The organism is Candidatus Cybelea sp., from assembly GCA_036489315.1.
Lineage (GTDB): Bacteria > Vulcanimicrobiota > Vulcanimicrobiia > Vulcanimicrobiales > Vulcanimicrobiaceae > Cybelea.
Genome location: DASXFZ010000040.1, coordinates 1 through 17,356 on the forward strand (window position 1 = coordinate 1; position 17,356 = coordinate 17,356).

Annotated in this window: 12 protein-coding genes; 7 read left to right on the forward strand and 5 right to left on the reverse strand. The window is 55.9% G+C overall.

Annotated features, from left to right (window positions below):
• From VGG51_08255 to VGG51_08265, 3 genes are all read left to right on the forward strand, one after another.
• Positions 1-378 (forward strand): hypothetical protein (locus tag VGG51_08255; protein ID HEY1883018.1); only part of this gene is annotated, 378 nt, incomplete at its 5' end.
• A gap of 417 nt (positions 379-795) precedes the next feature.
• Positions 796-1,668, forward strand: a complete 873-nt coding sequence (locus VGG51_08260; protein ID HEY1883019.1) for a hypothetical protein — start codon at positions 796-798, stop codon at positions 1,666-1,668.
• A 37-nt stretch (positions 1,669-1,705) separates the two neighbouring features.
• Positions 1,706-2,539, forward strand: a complete 834-nt coding sequence (locus tag VGG51_08265; GenBank protein HEY1883020.1) for a hypothetical protein — start codon at positions 1,706-1,708, stop codon at positions 2,537-2,539.
• A 12-nt stretch (positions 2,540-2,551) separates the two neighbouring features.
• On the opposite strand, the gene VGG51_08270 is transcribed toward VGG51_08265, so the two are convergent.
• Genes VGG51_08270 through VGG51_08280 form a run of 3 tightly spaced genes read right to left on the reverse strand, consistent with a single transcriptional unit; the run spans position 2,552 to position 5,777 of the window.
• Complete coding sequence (locus tag VGG51_08270; protein HEY1883021.1) at positions 2,552-3,961, reverse strand: hypothetical protein; 1,410 nt, start codon at positions 3,959-3,961, stop codon at positions 2,552-2,554.
• A 36-nt stretch (positions 3,962-3,997) separates the two neighbouring features.
• The gene (gene cas1 / locus VGG51_08275) at positions 3,998-5,323 is read right to left on the reverse strand and encodes a CRISPR-associated endonuclease Cas1 (GenBank protein HEY1883022.1); all 1,326 of its coding nucleotides are present in this window, start codon (positions 5,321-5,323) and stop codon (positions 3,998-4,000) included.
• Positions 5,310-5,777 (reverse strand): hypothetical protein, encoded by a 468-nt coding sequence (locus VGG51_08280; GenBank protein ID HEY1883023.1) that lies wholly within the window; start codon positions 5,775-5,777, stop codon positions 5,310-5,312. The genes cas1 and VGG51_08280 overlap by 14 nt, the downstream gene beginning before the upstream one ends.
• 731 nt (positions 5,778-6,508) lie before the next feature.
• On the opposite strand from VGG51_08280, the gene VGG51_08285 reads away from it, so the two are divergent.
• Genes VGG51_08285 through VGG51_08295 form a run of 3 tightly spaced genes read left to right on the forward strand, consistent with a single transcriptional unit; the run spans position 6,509 to position 10,457 of the window.
• Positions 6,509-6,973, forward strand: a complete 465-nt coding sequence (locus VGG51_08285) for a hypothetical protein (GenBank protein ID HEY1883024.1) — start codon at positions 6,509-6,511, stop codon at positions 6,971-6,973.
• A complete protein-coding gene (locus VGG51_08290) occupies positions 6,970-7,608 on the forward strand; it encodes a hypothetical protein (GenBank protein HEY1883025.1) in 639 nt (212 codons plus the stop codon). Before VGG51_08285 ends, VGG51_08290 begins: the two co-directional genes overlap by 4 nt.
• Complete coding sequence (locus VGG51_08295; GenBank protein ID HEY1883026.1) at positions 7,605-10,457, forward strand: hypothetical protein; 2,853 nt, start codon at positions 7,605-7,607, stop codon at positions 10,455-10,457. The genes VGG51_08290 and VGG51_08295 overlap by 4 nt, the downstream gene beginning before the upstream one ends.
• Positions 10,458-10,481: 24 nt before the next feature.
• On the opposite strand, the gene VGG51_08300 is transcribed toward VGG51_08295, so the two are convergent.
• Positions 10,482-13,865: a type ISP restriction/modification enzyme gene (locus tag VGG51_08300; protein ID HEY1883027.1), complete on the reverse strand. Its 3,384-nt coding sequence runs from the start codon at positions 13,863-13,865 to the stop codon at positions 10,482-10,484.
• 570 nt (positions 13,866-14,435) lie between these two features.
• Between VGG51_08300 and VGG51_08305 the strand changes: the two genes are divergently transcribed.
• Complete coding sequence (locus tag VGG51_08305) at positions 14,436-15,911, forward strand: ribonuclease H-like domain-containing protein (protein ID HEY1883028.1); 1,476 nt, start codon at positions 14,436-14,438, stop codon at positions 15,909-15,911.
• A gap of 196 nt (positions 15,912-16,107) precedes the next feature.
• Here VGG51_08305 and VGG51_08310 read toward each other — a convergent pair whose 3' ends face one another.
• A complete protein-coding gene (locus VGG51_08310) occupies positions 16,108-17,313 on the reverse strand; it encodes a choice-of-anchor tandem repeat GloVer-containing protein (GenBank protein ID HEY1883029.1) in 1,206 nt (401 codons plus the stop codon).
• Positions 17,314-17,356 lie beyond the last annotated feature (43 nt).

A 17,356-nucleotide genomic window follows, 5' to 3' on the forward strand; every position in this document is an offset into this window, starting at 1 on the left:
AACGGAAACGGTCCGTACAGCGTCCTAGTCTACGCGCATGGCAGCAAGTCGCCGTCAAGAACGATCACTGACGGCGTGACCGCTCCGGTAGGCATTGCCGTCGATGCACATGGTACTCTCTACGTAGCCAATGAAGCCACAGATAATGTCGAGGAGTATCGTTCAGGTCAGAGTCAGCCGTATCAAACGATTACGGGCGACATGGACCTACCTGCAGGGATAACGGTGAATAAACAAGGTTGGCTTTACGTAGTCGACGCGGGAAGCATGGTGGTCGTCGAGTTTGCACCGGGTTCGACTATGCCGTCACGCCGTCAAATCAGCAACGCTCTCTATGACCCGTTCGGGACGGCCTATTCACCTCCGCTGCTACCGTAAGCCCCGCCGTTCTGCCCCATTGCACGGCTTCGCGATCGCGGGGCCTTTTCGCAATCAGGCTCTTCGCGACTTCCGACGGCTCGCCGGGTGGAGAGCTGACTAGGCTAAAGGGGTTGCTTTACGGCACGACCGGTCGTGGAAGGCGTCTGTAACGGCGGGACGGTCTACAGCATCGCCCTAAGCGGCATCGTAAAGGTGCTGCATATATTCTGCTAAGGGTCAGCGCCCACGCCTGCATCCCCCGATGAAACCCTCGGAAGCAAGCGGCACCGGAACTGCGGCGGCTCTTGTGTAGTATCCCGCGGCATAATCCAGGGGATAGTACACAAGGGGCCACAACGTCCGCTCTGGATCGCTTGCCTTGCCGTTCGAGGGCGGACGATAGGCACCTAACTCCAAGATTTGGAAGGCATGCCCATGCCGATCTCACGCTCCCGGAGCGGGTTGTTTGTTTACACAACTCAATCCGGAACTTCCAATCCTAAGTTCAAGTGCAGTTATAGCCTTGACGAACGGATCGATTCGGAAGTTGCGCAACTCTGCTGGACTCTGCTACGAAGTATACAGCCCTACTTGGGTGACCAGGTAAACATAAGTGTAAGGAATCATCTAGGTGTCGTCCGCGAGGCGTTTCCCGATCCTGTACAATCCTGGGTCGTGTACTATGCTGCGTTGATCCTTGGGGCTTCGGACGCCGCGCTAACGCTGGCCGTTCATAACCTTGGCCGGGAGGAAAGGATTCTCGCGCGGCAGATATTTGAATACACATTTAAAGCGCAATACTTTGCCACCCATCCGAGGCAGGCAAAAACGGAGCTTGAAACCGAGCCGTTTCGCGAATTATGGCTACTGGAAGACCTCGGCTACGATCGGAGAATGGCGCGATACCGTAGGCTTAAGACGGAGTGCTTGCAACTTGCTCGGAAACGTCCAGCACTCTACGCGCACGCTAAGAAAACGCGCCGCCGCGAACCCCCGAGCGTCCCAGATTCGATGGGGCGCAAGAGCCGAAAGCGAGGCGCAACCTACGGCCTCCACTACAGGCTACGGAGTCAGACGATGCATGGAGGGGTCCTCGGAATGCGTGAAGTCTTCACGGCGCAGGGCATCCAGTTCGATAGTCGAGAGACGGACCCTAACTTTACCCTGGCGGATATCTGCCGATACTTGATAGCCTTCCTAAAGATAATGAACGGCGTGTTTTCGTTAGGCAAGGCTGGAGAGATCGACGCATTCCTTAATAATGTCACGCGCATTGAAAACAGGTTATTCTCACACCTAAAGAAGTAACGGGTGACCGTCCGAGCGCGGTGAACTATTGTCGGCCATGAGTGAGCAAAGCAACGCCATAACGGCTCGTGTTAGTTTAGGGCAGGATACGCGTCAACTGCTACCGGAGATTATCAAATCTCTGGAAGCGAACATGAAAGCCGAAACTAGCGAACAGCTTAAGTTCGTGTTGCTCTGGCAGCTAACTCTGGCAACTACGGCCTGGGATGTATCAGAGGCCGCGATTATGATTGGCTCCCAGGGGTCGGTTCGAGCCGCGAGACTACTCAATCGCTGCCTGTCCGAATACGCGTACCGAACCCATCAGTACAGCAGTTCACCAAGACGTGCGGAGAAGGATGGCTTACAAGCCGGTGCGATGGCTCGTAAGCTCATGGAACCAGCGGCGCTGAACCTCAAGCGCACCATGTCAGACGCGGAGTACGCCGCATTCAAAGCCTACCTGGATGCTGCACCTCCTGCACTAAGCTTCACGAAGCTTCGCAAGATGATGAACGCCACGCTGACCCGCATGGGCGTCAAAGATACTTCGCGCGAAGAGTTTCTCGCTTGGTTAGAAGTTGAATACACGCTTGGCAGCGGGATGGTTCACGGCAGCCAGGTTGCGCTATTGGACGCCTTTCGCAAAGCTGAGAACGACAGCTTCGAACGGGGTGAGCGGTCGCTGCATTTTCAACGTCAGGATGAGCTTATCCGAACTGCTGCAAGCTTAATTCTGCTCATCGCAGCTATCGAGTTATATCATGGCGAGGATTTCGGCGGGCGCGCCCTCGTTCAACGGATGGAGCACGAGTTCTTCGGCGAGCATCGGCTCGTCACAGTGTGGCAGCATGACGCACTCTTACCGCTCCTCGGCGTGCGGCGGTCTTGAAATGACCTAGAGTCAAGCTCGCTTAGGCTCGACGCGGCCTATTCTTCCGTTGGAGTTTAGGACAACGGGAACTACCGCAGTTTCCTGAGTCCCAAAGTATTCTTGGGCGTTGCCAGCAAAACCTAAGATCGATAATAGCATCCGATTCGCAAGGGTTCTAAGCAATCCGCTTTGGCGGAAGATCAACTGCCATTGAGCATTGTCATCGTAGTCGAAAGCGATAAAACCGGGGTGACTCATTGCGTGACGGTGTTGAAGTGCATCACGTTCTGCCTTATTGATAGTGATGCCCGTGGCTTTCCAAAGCTGGCGCTGCTTTTCACTTGACGAATCGGTTACTGCTAGCCCCAAGATGTCCCCCACGCGTTTACGAAAACCTGACTCTTCCCGAGGAAGTAGCCCTTTGAGAAAGTCGTCAATGGCCTTTCGTACTATGGGAAGGCGCTTTTTTGAGATGAAGCGCTGGTGTGACGCTTCGAGTAACCGCGATTCAGCGATTGCGTCGATTGCGGAGCACATATCGCGAATCTCTGCCTCCGTTCCGTTATGGGAAGAAAGCAGGTATTGCATCGCTACATCGATGCGAACAGCATCAGCAAGGAGGCTCTTGCACCGGTCGAGTAGACGCTCAAGCTGGTCGCCGAAAACGCGCATAGCTCCAGCATGTATGGTACCTATTGCTGGTGTCGGTGGCCGGTTAGTAAAAGTGTTTATCGTGTCCGCTCGTAGCCACGTTAGGCCGCCGTCTCCGTTTGCTCTGTATTGAAAGGCCGGTTCAAGCCACGTCCCAACAGCCAAAGAAAGGACGATCCGCAACGCGGCAAGCCATTCCACCTCAGGACATGAGCCGACCCGAGCGACAGCAAAGGCGGTCGCTTCTTGTTTGGGAAACTCGGGAACGTCAATCAGCTGTCTTATCAGGGCGGGAGCACCACCAATGTTGCATCGCAGCCCGCGCTCCATGAACCAACGGCGAACTACTCCTGGGGGAACGGGAATCCTATCCGGAAATATAACGGCCGTCGGGCCGCCTACGAGTACCCATACCGTTGTGGCCGGTTCCTCCTCGGAAATGTGGCGCTTCCAGGTACGAAAATCGACCCTAGCATCTTGGTTGCTGAAGCCTCGCAGAAAGCCCCCAGCAAGTTCAATAGCCGGATCGGACGCTGTGGCTCCAATTACGGGAGCAATGTCGCCGTAGTTCCCCATATCGGTCCGCCGAAAGCTACCGTCGTCTCGGCAAGTAAGTAACGTCTCAAAAGGGTTATTCTCTTGAGAGATCACCAAACTTTCAAACGTCCGGTCGCCCTCGCTCACTTCAATCGCGCTCAGCTTCGGCAACACCGGATATGGCGGCTGTTCGGTAGCCCTGATCAGGACCTCGAAGGTCGGGTCAATCAAAGCTCCTTCGGCTGCTGTCATCGATACGGCGGGTAATCGGTTCGCGGTTCGATTTGACTACTTTTTAGCTGCACGTCGCCCCGTAATACCAAGCCGGTTGTTCTTTGCGAGCGCCGCGCCACGGGCCTTAGCCGCAGTACCGCCATGCCCAGGGTTCAATCCCGCTTCGCGCATTTGGTTGAGCTTGGCCCGCGCTTTTTCTATCGGCCTGGCGACCTCGACGCTGTAGCGCAAGTAGCAATCTCGCCCGCAGAACTTTAAACCTTTGCGCGGTAACGGCTCCTTACAGTACCCGCACTTTGCCCGCTTCCACATCCTTCGTCTCTCCGCTATTGGCTTCGGTGCCTCACGCAGTAATCGACGTGGGATCGTGGTTCGGCGCAGCTGCTTTGCATAATCATTCGCTATTCTGAGGGCGGCCTCGGCGAACCGGGGCGCCAGGGCAGACGCGAGAGTTTCGGTCAGGTCAGGATCGAGCCGGACAACGCCGTCGCGCAGTTCGTGAAACATAGCAGGAACCAGTTTCTGCTTGTGAAGCAGTTCCAGCGCCCAGACATCGGCCTTGGTCCGCAGAGGCTCCAGCAGATCGTAGATGAACGATTCTCGCAGCCTATCATCAACGTGGAGTAATCCGAGGTCTGGGTCGAGCCCAACCGCTTCGCAAGCGATTCGCGTCTCCACTTCGAGCAAGGTGTAGCAGTAGTTGAGCACAGCATTGAACGGATCGGTAGCATCCCGAACCCGCTCCCGCAGTCCGTTCGTACGAGGCGAGATCGCGGCCCAATGTCTCGGGATTCGCTTCAGCGCCCATTCCCGCCACGGCAGAGGCGTAGCGACGAGAAGCTCCCAGTAAACCTGAGCCGCTCTCCCCTCAAGCGTCAGGAAATCAACTAGCGTCTTGGCCGCCGACAGGGACGCGATGCAAGACTGGATTTGTTCGACGGCTCTCGTTCGCGCGCTCGCGTTTCCGATATTCAGGCGCGCGAAGTCTCGCTCGATGGCCTCGACCTGCGAATCCATCTTCTTCGTGAGAAGGTAGCGCGCGAGGAGCAATGCGTCATCGGTCACTGCGCTGATCGCCTGCGCCCGCTTGACAGGTCCGTCGTGCGGGGCGTCCGGCACCAGGCAGTTGAGCAACGTGCTATCCGAGGCCACGAACGAAACTGCGATCCCCATGCGGGCACACCAGTCGATAGCCCCCATGGACATTGTTCCTCCTTTAGCCCGCACGATGATGCGCTCGATCTCGCATCGGCCTCGCGGGAATCGGATTTCTCGGACCTCGCCCTCGCTCGGAAACCCGTCCCGAACCACGAGATGGCCTCGTTCGACGTAAAGACTGGCATCGTAACCGTCAACGGTAAGAACGCTAGATAGATTCATGTGACACCTTCCCAAATGAAATCGTTCTACCAACTTGGTCGGCCCACTGCTTTACCAACTGGACATCAGCGATGATCCGTTCCATATTTCCAGCGCGCACTTGTTGCGCCAGTTTCTTCGAATACTCATTATCGCGACAAGTGGCTGTCATGGCACACAGCAGCGGGGCGAGAAATCGATCAACGACCTGTTTGTCCTTGGGGCCGAGCCAATCAGTATCGGACGCATTCATCCTAGGAAATGCCGAGACTACGGCGGGAAGGGATCGTGCTACAAGTTCGACCGCCCAGTAGACACTCGTCGGATTTCCCGTGGCAATCTCTCTTACCGCCATCAACATCGCATTTTCGCCGTCCAGTCGTAGCAGTTGTGAGAACTCCGAAGTCTCGGAGAGCAGCGTTTGGAGCACCTGTTCGGCTGGTGGATTTGGGTTATTCCCGATTACGACAGCCAATTGCCGCACGTCGCGTGCTATGGCGCCGAATGGTGGTGACGGCCTCACGGACGTATGCAACACGAGGGCGATCAAAGCTGCCGCGACCTCTCTTGCTAAGGAAGACCGCCCCAAGCTGGGGATTACCTTGAGCACGATCTTCCGAGCCAGGTAGCCCCCGAGTTTCTTCGCTGTGCCTAGGATTCCAAGGTGAAACCCTTCGTTTCGCCTGCCGAGACCGTTAATTGTGCGAAGCCAGAAGCCCTGAAACAATCGCACTGTTAAATCGAGGTGCTCACAAACGAGCTCTGGACTTATGTCGCGCGCTCCCTCGTAGCAGAGCCAGAACGCGATCTCGCTACTACGGACCCGTTTAGATTCGAGGCGAGCAAGTATGCGGGCTATCGAGATGAGCCGATCTCGCTGTATCGCGGTGTATCCGTAGGCGGGCGATCTTCCCGGGCGTGACTCGCAGAGTAGCCCGGCTGAGTGCCAGCGATCTACCTGGTCGTCGCCCGGCACCGAATAGCCCGCACGAGCGATCTGCTGCAAGACCTCGCGTCGTGGAATGACTTGTTCTTCCATCCTTTAGTGTTCGCGCAAGGCGTCCATTTTTCCGCGATTTACTGAGGACAATGCCTCGCAACCTTGGAGCCATGCTGTAGGCCTCCCACTCCCCGCCCTAAGGAGGTTCTCACACCATGCCAAGGCGCAAAAGACCCAAGAAAGTTAGCAAAATCCACCTCAAGGCGATGACGAAGCGTCAGAATGACGCGTATCGTCGCAGCCTGGATACGGTCGCGTTGAAGCGCCGCAATCCGCATCTGTCGCTCACGAAAGCGGCTACATCGAGCGGAACTACTTTGACGACTATTCGTAAATACGTCGGAAGTGCCTTAGACGTGCGCTCTGGCCGGTTTGACGTTAAGCCGACGGACCGGCTGCCGCGACCCATGCGTATGCTAACGCCAGCAGGCGAGATTTCGGTCCTAACGACCAGCTCGCGAACTGCTTCGCAGATCGGTCATTATAACAACGCCGTGCGAGCTTTCCTTATAACCGGCGATGAAAGCTCCCTCCAACTGTTCGAGGGCCTGTCGATTCGTAGCGACGGCAAGACGTACGCCTTCGTTACTGACCGAACAACACTCAATCGGCTCGCTCGCGCCGGAGCCGTGCATTTCCTTGATATCTACGCGTCGGAGCCAGAATCATGAGCGATTACCCGCACCAGAATCGGCGTGATACGCGTATAATTAAAAAGCTAGTTAAGCTGGGCACGGACAACCCGGTTTGTAACTATTGCGGCGCAAGAGACTGCCGATTTCTGATCGTCCTGGGAACAACTGGCGAAGAAGCGATCATTTCTTGTCTCAACTGCCGTGCCAAACAAAGGCAGGTCTCCGCGAAAGCGCTCGAACGCAAACGCAAACGGTTCGTCGAGGCTGGCTATCCATACCCTGCTTGCGTGGTATGCAACGAGTCCGACTTACGGGCGCTCGAACGCGATCATCTCAGTGGCGGTGCAAACAGTTTATTGATTGAGCCGTTGTGCCTCAATCATCATGCAATAAAATCGGACGAGGCTGAGGATCACTTTCCTGAGTTACGGTTGCGCGACCTAAATCGATCAGCGTTGCTCAAACAGGCCGCCTTTGAAATCGGCTTGGCACTAGTGCTCTTGCTTATCGCGTCAGTCCGCGAAGAGGCTGACTCGATGGGCATTTTCTTCGGAATCGTAGCCTTATCCCTATTTGGCTGGGCCGCGTGGAACGTCAAGGCGGATCGATATTTCGCGGACACGGTGGGAATCGAATACGACCGACACATCTACGCTGAGGTGCCATCATGATCGCCGTGGAGACAGCAATCCGCGCTTGGGTCGAACCGAAAACTCACCAACGTAAAACGAAGTCCCGTCGTATTACCTTCAGACCTCAGCCGTACGGCGAGCGGGTGCTGGTCTTCGACACGGAGACGACTACAGATCATGCACAGCGGCTGCTGTTCGGCTTCTTCAGGCTCTACCAGGATGACTGGCTTATTCGGGAAGGTCTGATCGTCGCCGATGTGCTCGCCCATGACGACATGGAAGCGATGAACGTGTATGGAGCCAAGAGCGACGTTCACATCTATAGCCGAGAAGTTTTCGTGGAAGAGGTATTCTACCCAGAGGTCTACGTGCGAGGCACCCTTTGCGTGGGTTTCAACTTACCTTTTGATCTCGCGAGGATCGCGGTTCACGCAGGATGCGGGCGGGGAAAGAATCGCCGGCGCTTTCGCCTCGTTCTTTCCCGTCGTCTACGATGGCCGGACCTTCGGATCGAGAGCGCGTCGGGGCGCGCGGCATTCATCGAGTTCGTCCCAAAGAGGAAACTCGATCCTTGGGAACTCCCGTTTTTCAAGGGCCGCTTTCTTGATCTTAGCACGCTTACGCGAGCTTTTACCGGATTTCATCATAGTCTCAAGAGCGCGTGTAAAGCGTTTCATACGCATTCGCGCAAGATGGATATCGACGAACTGGGACAAGTAAATCGACGGACCTTACTCTATGGGCGCCAGGATGTTCGTGTTACATGGGCGTTATATCGAAAGCTGCGCAACGAATACGGGCAGCATCCCTTCGCAACGTTTGAGAACGAAAGAGGCAAGCTTAAGCATGTGGCCTACATGGGAGAACTCTATTCCAGCGCCAGCATCGCGAAACAATATCTTCGGCTCCTTGGTTTCCGGCCGCTACTGGAAGCCCAACCGGACTTCGATCCGGAGCATCTGGGGCATGGCAGCGCTTCTTACTTCGGCGGTCGAGCAGAAGTACGCGTGCGAAGGTCGGAGGTACCAGTAACGATACTTGACTTCACGTCAATGTACGCATCTATTTTTATCCTGCAAGACCTGGAGAGCCTGATATCGGGAAGGATTGCTGCCGTCGAAGTCCCTGCGTCGGAGATTGAGCAACTCCTTAACGAAATGACCGCCGCACATCTGTTCGATAAGGCGGTGTGGCGGCTTTTCAACTGTCTCGTTCTGGTCGAGCCAGGTTCCGCAATTCTCCCGGTACGAATGCGCTTGGCTAGGAATGAACCCTACACCATAGCGGTGACACCGTTTCAAGCTCCAGAAGGTCGCTGGTGTACGCTGGCGGACGTGATTGGCTCAAAGTTGCTCGGCGGGAGACTTCCAAAGATTCTTAGGGCTTTCCGATTCATCATGCAGGACAAGGCTCGAAAGCCCAAAGCGGTCTTGTTTCGAGGACAAGTGTCGCTTGGGGAATGCGGGCCCATATTTAAGACCATCGTAGAAGAACGCCAGAGGGCGAAGAGAACCGCAAAAACACATGGAGAACTTCGGGCGCTCGAACTCGGACTTAAGCAAATGGCAGCGAGCGGAGCATACGGTATTTTCGCCGAGGTCAACGTTACGCCCCACAATCTAGGCGACCCGCTCGCTGGAATGATCTATTCGGACATGACCTACCTCTGCCCGGACGTGCATAACGAGCGCCCAGGGGCTTTCGCGAATCCGATTATCGCAAGCCTTGTAACCGGCGGCGCTCGCCTCATGCTCGCATTGCTCGAACAAGAAGTTGCCGCAGGTAATGGGGTTTTCGCATTTTGTGATACGGACAGCCTCGGAATCGTATGCGGCGAGGAATGCCCAAGCAACGTGGCTTCGCTTCAAAGGCCAAGCATCGGCGAAATCGTGATGAGATTCGATGCGTTGAATCCTTACAATCCTGACACCGTTCCCCATTTGCTGAAGGTTGAGTACGAGGAGACGCTCGATCTTCGCTGCTTTGCGATATCTGCAAAGCGGTATGTGCTATTCCGGGTTCGACCCGGCGGGCGGATCGAGATTATTAAGGCCTCCGAAAGTGGCCTCGGTGCAATCATCGGACGTTCACGAGAGGAGACAACGAAGAAGCTAGCACGTCGCGTCTGGCTTTCGATCCTGCTCCATGAGCTTCCAGGTATTAGCCCTAGGCAGCAGCGTCGGGCTCTGCCACTCATCGCCTTCGATGTTCCGCTGCGGCGCAAGTTTCCCGTCAGTCAACCGTCTGTCTTGAAGCGCTTCGAGTCCTACAACCGTGGCCGAAGCTACGACTCACGAGTAAAGCCGTTCGGCTTCGTGCAATCCGTGACACCAGCATTCCTAACTAGTTCGCACGACGTGCTTCCAATCGCACCATTCGAACGCGAGCTTGCAAAGTCGCGTAACGTGCCGTGGGTTGACTTTCGTACGAGCCGGAAATTGGTTTTGGATTGGAGCGGAGAGCACCATGCTGGTACGATTCCGGTCCTGCGGATGGACGAATACATTCGGGAGTACCGCTGCCATCCGGAGGGTAAGGCGGCTGATTTGAACGGCAATCGGGCGGGGTCAGACGCCAGGGGCGTGCTTCGAAGGCTTTCCGTGAGCTCCGTTTACCTCGCGCGTATCGGAAAGGAAGTGGATCGGCTCGATGAGGACGAAGGTGCCTCGCTCGACGGAGCGGAGCCCCAAGAGTACCTCGGAGCAGTCCGCCAAGACTTGGCGAGCGATATCGCCTTCCTCGCTGGTTTTCCGCAAGAACTCACGGCTGTCGATATTGGCTTATCGCCGCGACGCTGGCGCGAAATCGTGAAGGGCCGCGCTCGCCCGCGCACTTGCAATGCAAGATCGATTGCGCGAGTTGCAGCACAGTACCGGAGCGTCCGGTAAGGACCCCAGTCCAGGACCGCTGGTTCACCGCGTGGCGCCTTTCACTTGACGATAGTTGGCGTCTAGACGCTCACCCATTTCCAGGATCGCGGCTATTCGCCGAGCTATCTGAGTGAACTGTCGCGCTTCATCAATGTCGAGGACCCGGTGCAAGGCAGCCTGTTCCCGGTAACTAAGCCACTTCTTGAGCACCTGATAACCCGCTACTGAATACTGCCAAACCTCGCGAGGCACACCTTTGAAGCACACGTTCTCGTTAATGTAAATGTCAAGAACGATGTTGCCTGCGGCGATTTTGATTTGTTCTTCGTCCTCGGTTTCCACCGCCTTCCCGTCCTCCCAGACAACGATTTTGCCCCGTCCTCCGGTAATCCCATTCTTGCTAACACGTCCCCATCCAGCATTTACCAAAAGGTCATCTTCCGTGACGGCATCGCCATTTGTTTTCGTCAGGGTAGCCACGGAAGACAAGTCCTTGGCTACCTTTCCCCGCGATACGCCGTCAACTTCTTGGTCAAGGTCCGTCATTGTGGCGATCTGTTGACCGAGCATGGCGGATGACACAAGCATTTCGCGCGAGCGCGGTAGTGGGAAGCGCGGAGCTTGCACGGCCAAATCGTCGGCGTTTTCGGCCATGTACTGAGCAGAGTTTGCTATCGCGACAAAATGATACCAAATGAGGTCAGCTTCACCTTTAGCGATCTGGTCGCTCGAATAGCCTAAGGTTTTAAGATATTCTACTGCCGCATCCGAGAGGTTTGGGTGACTGTCATCGAAGAGTTTAACGTGGCCGCCGCGCTCGTCGCTGGTCGTATACTGCAGTGGGATGAAATAGGCGTCTTTGTGCATCGCATGTTGGTCGCCGATATCCCTAGATGCGAGCAAAGGTACTCCATCGTTTGGTTCGACCGCGTTTTTGCGATAAACTATGAACACGGTCTGGTGTCCCAGGGTTCGGACAAGCTGAGGTCGCCATTCGTTCCAAAGCTTATGTCCCGCGACATATGCCCACCGTTTATCGAATGGATGGTACAAGAAGCGATGGACGGAGGACACAGAAAATCCCAGGCCTCTCATCGCAGTCTGCACAGATTGGGCGTCAAAACGAGCAGCGTCGCTTAGTAAGCCCGCTCCGCCTAACCTTCGCAACGTTGCAGCATCGGAGCCTTCAAAATACGCCCTCATGCGCTCAATGAGCGTGTCACGCTGAACGTCCATGAGGGCTCCCTTCCGGTTTTCGTTGAGGCCGAGGGACGCCGGTAGTTTACAGATATCTTCTATGCTAGGCCACTCTCGATACTCTGGTAATGCAGCGGCTGGCTTGAGGGAATAGTAACGGCTCCGCTCTGGTTTGACAACCACATATTCGCTATCGGGATTAGAGTCTGACAATGAATGAACCATGTGCTGGCGTCGAGCTTCAGCGCGCGAATCATTGAAGTCATCCCGGTAGAGCACAACAGGCTCTTCCAGGTGCTCCCGCGAGCGCTTAAGCCATAGGGAGACGACGACACCCTGGCGGATTCCCCGAGAGAACCCCTCCAAAGCAAAGATCGTTTCGCTCGATTTACGATCCGGTCCGTACTCGGATATCTGTCGATTTCCGTGGAGATTGTCGATCCAGAACTGGTCGAAATGACTTAGCAGGCTTTGCCGAACGGGGGCAGCGGTCTTGTGATTTACCCATGAGTAGTTTGATACATAGCAAACGATGCCGCGATATGGCTCATGTTGCGAGATTCGATTCTCTGCGATGCGAAAGAAACGAATATAGGGGTCGTCCAGCTTGTTCTTGGTGAAGCCCCATTCTTTTAAGCCCTCTTTGTACGGATCGATAAGGCCCTGCTCTTCTTCAGGACTTACTCCGGAAAAGCCATCGTAGGGCGGATTGCCAATGATTACGATGATGGGAGTGTCACGCTTGACGCGGTTAGCAGCATCGCGTTCTTCAGCGAACTGGGGGAACGGAAGAAGAAGTTTCGTGTCGTCTTCGACTCGCCACCCCGTGAGAGCGTTGCTGAGATAGACTTGCGCCCGTTCCTCCCGGTTGCCACTTTGTTTCAGCGGGGCACCGATAGATTGCAGCAACAAGCCCACTTGAAGATGCGAGACGACAAATGGAGCTGGAATTAGCTCGAAGCCAAAAATCCTTGTGAGTGCTATTTTCTTGAGCTTCAAGGCTGCCGAAGCATCTTTTCCGACACCTAGATGTTCACCTATTTTGCGCAGGGCAGCTACGAGAAACGAGCCGGTACCGGCGCAAGGGTCTAGGAGATAGACGCGCTGGTCCGCCAAGCCGTCAGCTAAGTCTAGCTCCTCACGCAAGACCCGATCTACGCGGGCTACCATATATTCAACAATTTCAGGAGGCGTAAACCATACACCCATCTTTTTTCGTAGCACCGGATCAAACTTTTGCAGAAACGGCTCGTAAAAGTGCTGGACGGTACGGCCTGTATCGAAGGCTTTGAAGAACTGCCTCCGATCAACGCGGTTTAGAGCGTCCGCCACCGCATCAAGAATGGGGGCCATCCGCAGCGGGCCTAACATAGATGGTGTAGCGATTTGTTCAAAGAGCGAGCGAACCATCGGCACGTGAAGATGCCACGCAGCATCGTGCCATCGAAACTTGTCGCTTGCCTTGCGTTGCGGGTCCTTTGACCAAAGTACCCACGCGGAGAATACGCCGTAGAACAAAGTCTGTATCAGCGTGGAATGGAAGAAGTGGTCGCCATCCTCGCCTTTGAACTTCAACCCAAGAGATTTTTCCAAGGCGTCGCGGACCGCGAGAAGGCCCGGTGGGTCTGCCATTGGCATCCGTTCTGCGGCTTCGCGTGCGAATGATGCAAGTAGCATTGCAATGTCGTGCGCCTCTCGCAATGGCGCGCCCCGGAGTAGGACCCGGACTAGAAAGTCTTCAAACTGCTCGGCTATTGCCTTATCGGATTTTGTCGCTTCGTTGACGAGCTTCCAAAAGGCAGGCTCATCATCCGCGAGTGAGAGAGAATCGACTACCCGACGACCTTCAGCGTCATCAACAACTAACGCAAATGATCGAAGGTTGGTAAGGAGCACTTGCCCATAACGTTTCGAGTAGCTCTTCGCCTGTTCCGACTTGAAAATGGCGTCAATGTCCTGGCTCGGACCTTTTACTTCGATTGCGCCGCGCCCCGGGATACTAGATGCAAGAACGTTAGACGACCGACGACGTACCTGGTCGGCTGTAAACAGGCCCCCATCGGGCAATCCGGCCCCCGTATTGCGTATATTCATTACGGGCTTAACCTGGGGCTCCAGGCGCGAGCCAATCTGTTCGAAAAGCTCAGACAATGCCGGATAGTAGGAGAGTTCATCAACGGCGTGTCCGGACGCCCGTATATCTGCTACCTTTGCAAGATACCGCTTCAAAGCGGCTCCTCGCGTCGTTGGCATGCTACCCCGCTTCACCGCAACCTGGGCGGTTGCCGTACATAATGGCGGCCTACGAAGCCATTTTGCGGACCAGGTTCGCACCGGCTGCAAGGTCTGCCTGCGAATGAGGAAAGGCTCGGCTATGATACGGCCTTCCGCGAGACCGCAGCGGCGGTTCTGCTATATGAGCGAGTATCGAGGCCCTAGAGGCTTCGCGCGCCTAGCCGACGGACTTCCGACTCAGGAGCGTCGCAGCATCGCTGCGAAGCGCATCTGCCACTTTGCATAGCGTCGCAATGGTCACGTTGAGCTCTCCGCTTTCGATCTTTTGGTAGTGTCTCGTAGCGATCCCGAGGCGCTCGGCGACCTCTTCCTGCGAGAGTCCAAGAGCTGAGCGCTGCCGCCGGAGATTGGATCGAAAAGCCTTGATCGTCGCCGTGTAGCTCTTGCTCGGCACGAGCCGAGTCTAGACGAAGGCCCAGCCTCTCACCACGCCAATATAATGGCGTCATGTCCACGAAGCGTCGGATCGCTAAGAAAAGCCGATCAGGCGGCACTCGAGACTCCATGGGGCTCACAGCGAAGCCTTGCTTATCGGCGCGCGACGAACAATGGGTGACCAAAACGGATATCATCCGCTTTCGCGCCTGCCCCTATGCATTTTTTCTTGTAGATCGGGGCTATGTTTCGCTTGAGCAGTTAGGTGGAGAGTTTAATAACGAACTTATACAAGCGGGAAGAGATTTCGAACGAACAGTTAGGGCGTCGGCTGTACCCCTTCCAATACCCTCCGAGTTAACGTACGATGTGCTGCCAACCTTGTTTTCGAAACCGTGCGTCCTCTTTGGGTTACCGATGCTCGAAAACGTCAAGCTGAAAATTTATGGTAAACCTGATGGAGTGAAGACAGAAGGTGGGAAACTCATTCCCATCGAGATTAAGTCGCATGCAAGTGTTCGCCGCGAAGACCGGCTTGAATTGGCGTTTTACCACACGCTCTTAGAGCCATATCGAACCATGCGCTCGGAGCCGAGAGGAATGCTCATCCTCCGAACGGCATTCGGTGAAGAGCAGATTGTAATAGAGCTACGCGAGCAAGACTTCGAGGTCGTACGGGGACTAGTGAAAGACGTTCGGCGTGCTCGTCGCGATGGTGTCACGCCACGTGTTTGCGCATGCGAAGTTTGCGCTACCCGACCAGAAGTCGACGAATACATTAGAGAGCGTAAAGGGACAACTTTGATCTACGGCGTGCGAGCCTCACGCGCCCGTGCTTTGGCGAACCTTGGCATCTCGTCTTTGGAGCACATTCGAGATTGCGATCCAGAGAGTGTATCGCGCGATCTTCGGCCACATCGCCACTTCGTGTCTGAATCAACTGTGCGTTCCTGGAAGCACCACGCGGCGAGCTACTTTAGCGAAGGCCCAGTTTTATTCGGTCAAACACCTCTCGACTTTTCATCTTTCATCGCGGTCGATCTCGAATATATTGCAGCGGAGCCGGGATGGATTTATCTCATCGGACTGTCTCTAGTCACCGAGAGCAGAACGAACATTCTTCAATGGTGGGGCAATGGCCCAGCGGAGATTAGAGCCAACCTTCGCCGACTAGGCGATCAAATCGCACAACACCCGAACCTTCCGGTCGTTACGTGGGCCGGTGGAAGCGCAGAAATTCCGGAGCTCAAAAAGGCCGCCGACAGGTATGGGTTGGACGATGTCTTGCAAGCATTCCTTGACCGACACCTGGATATGTTTCACTACGCCGAACGGAACGTCCGTCTCCCGATTCCAACCCTCGATCTTAAGAAGGTTTCGGCTTTCTTTGGCGTGCCCCGCAGAAGCACGATCAACGGAGGGATGGAGGCAGAGGCGCTCTATCGACGCTTCAAGAGTTCGCGCAGTCGTGCCGCGAGGAGCCGAATTAAGGAATCGCTTCTTGAATACAATGGCGACGACTTGCGCGCTGTGTCCGAGATCACTTACCGAATGAGAAAACTGAGCGCCGAGGCGCGCGGTGAGAACGTAGCCATTGAACCATAGCGATTCAGTTTAGCCAGCCCGCGACCCCTGAATCGGACGTTGTGGCCCCTTGTGTACTATCCCGCGGCATAATCCAGTGTATTCATCAGGCATTGAATCATACCGAGTTGCCGGTCGGAAAGGCGCTATGTGCAATTTGCCGACCGAGCCGGGCGTATTGACGATCGTCGTTGGCGCAACGGCTGAGCCCTTCGAATTAAGGCGTTAGCTTGAATACCGTACCGGCGTTATCGGCGCCGCCGTCGTACGTCGTGCCGTAAAGCGTGGCGTTTGAGTTCGCGAGACCGTCGTAGGGATGCGCACCGTCGGCCGGGCCGCCTTTAAATGCGTAGACGACGTGCTCGGTGCCGCCGGGCGTGACGCTGTAGACGGTGCCGTTTCGCGGTGTTCCGCCTTCGTACGTCGTGCCGTACAGAAGGCCGCCCACCTCGACGAGCCCCGCGTACTGCGGATGCGCGCCGTCGGCGTTCGGTTTGAACTTGTGGAGGATTGTTTCGGTGCCGCCCGGGGTGACTTTGAAGACGACGCCCCAGCCGGAGCCGATTCCGCCTTGGTAGGTCGTACCGTAGAGCGCGCCGTTGTAGGCGAGGAGCTTGGCATAGGGATACTGTCCGTCGGGGGCGCCTTTGAAGCTGTAGACGACGTGCTCGCTGCCGCCAGTTGACACTTTGTAGACGGTGCCGTTGCCTTTGGTGCCGCCCTGCTCCGTCGTGCCATAGAGCATTCCGTTGTAGACGATCAGACCGGCGTAGGGATGCGCGCCGTCGTGCGTGCCGTCGTCGTTGGCTTTGAAGCGGTAGATCACTGTTTCGGCACCCGAGAGGCTTACGCGAAAGACGATGCCCCAGCCGTAACCGCCGCCGCCCGTATACGTGGTTCCGTAGAGCTGCCCGCCATCGGCAATGAGGCGCCCGTAGGGATAGACACCGTCGTTTCCGCCCTTAAAGCTGTAGAGAACTTTTTCGACGCCGGTCGTGCTGACTTTGAAGACCGTTCCGCTGCCGCTGGTTCCGCCTTGGTACGTGGTGCCGTAGAGCGTGCCGTTGACGCCGGTGAGGCCGGCGTAGGGATGCGCGCCGTCGCTGTTGGCTTTGAACTTGTAGATGACGTGCTCGGCACCGTCGGGCGCAACTTTGAATACGGTGCCCCAGCCGCCCGACGTGCCGCCGCCGTACGTCGTGCCGTAGAACGTGCCATTAATCTCGGTTAACCCGGAGATCGGATTTGCGCCATCGATGCCCGCTTTAAAGCTATAGATCTGCTGGTAACGGTTGCCGGCGAGCGGCTGCTCCCGCTGCGCGAGTTGTTCGTTCGGATACGGCGTAAAGCCGATGCCGTGCGAGCAGCCGGCGAGAACCCCAAAACAAATAAGAAGACGGAGAAGCGTGGAGGCGTTCGGCATGCTGGGCGGTTTGCGGTTTTTGGTGGGGCATCCTTCGACGGTC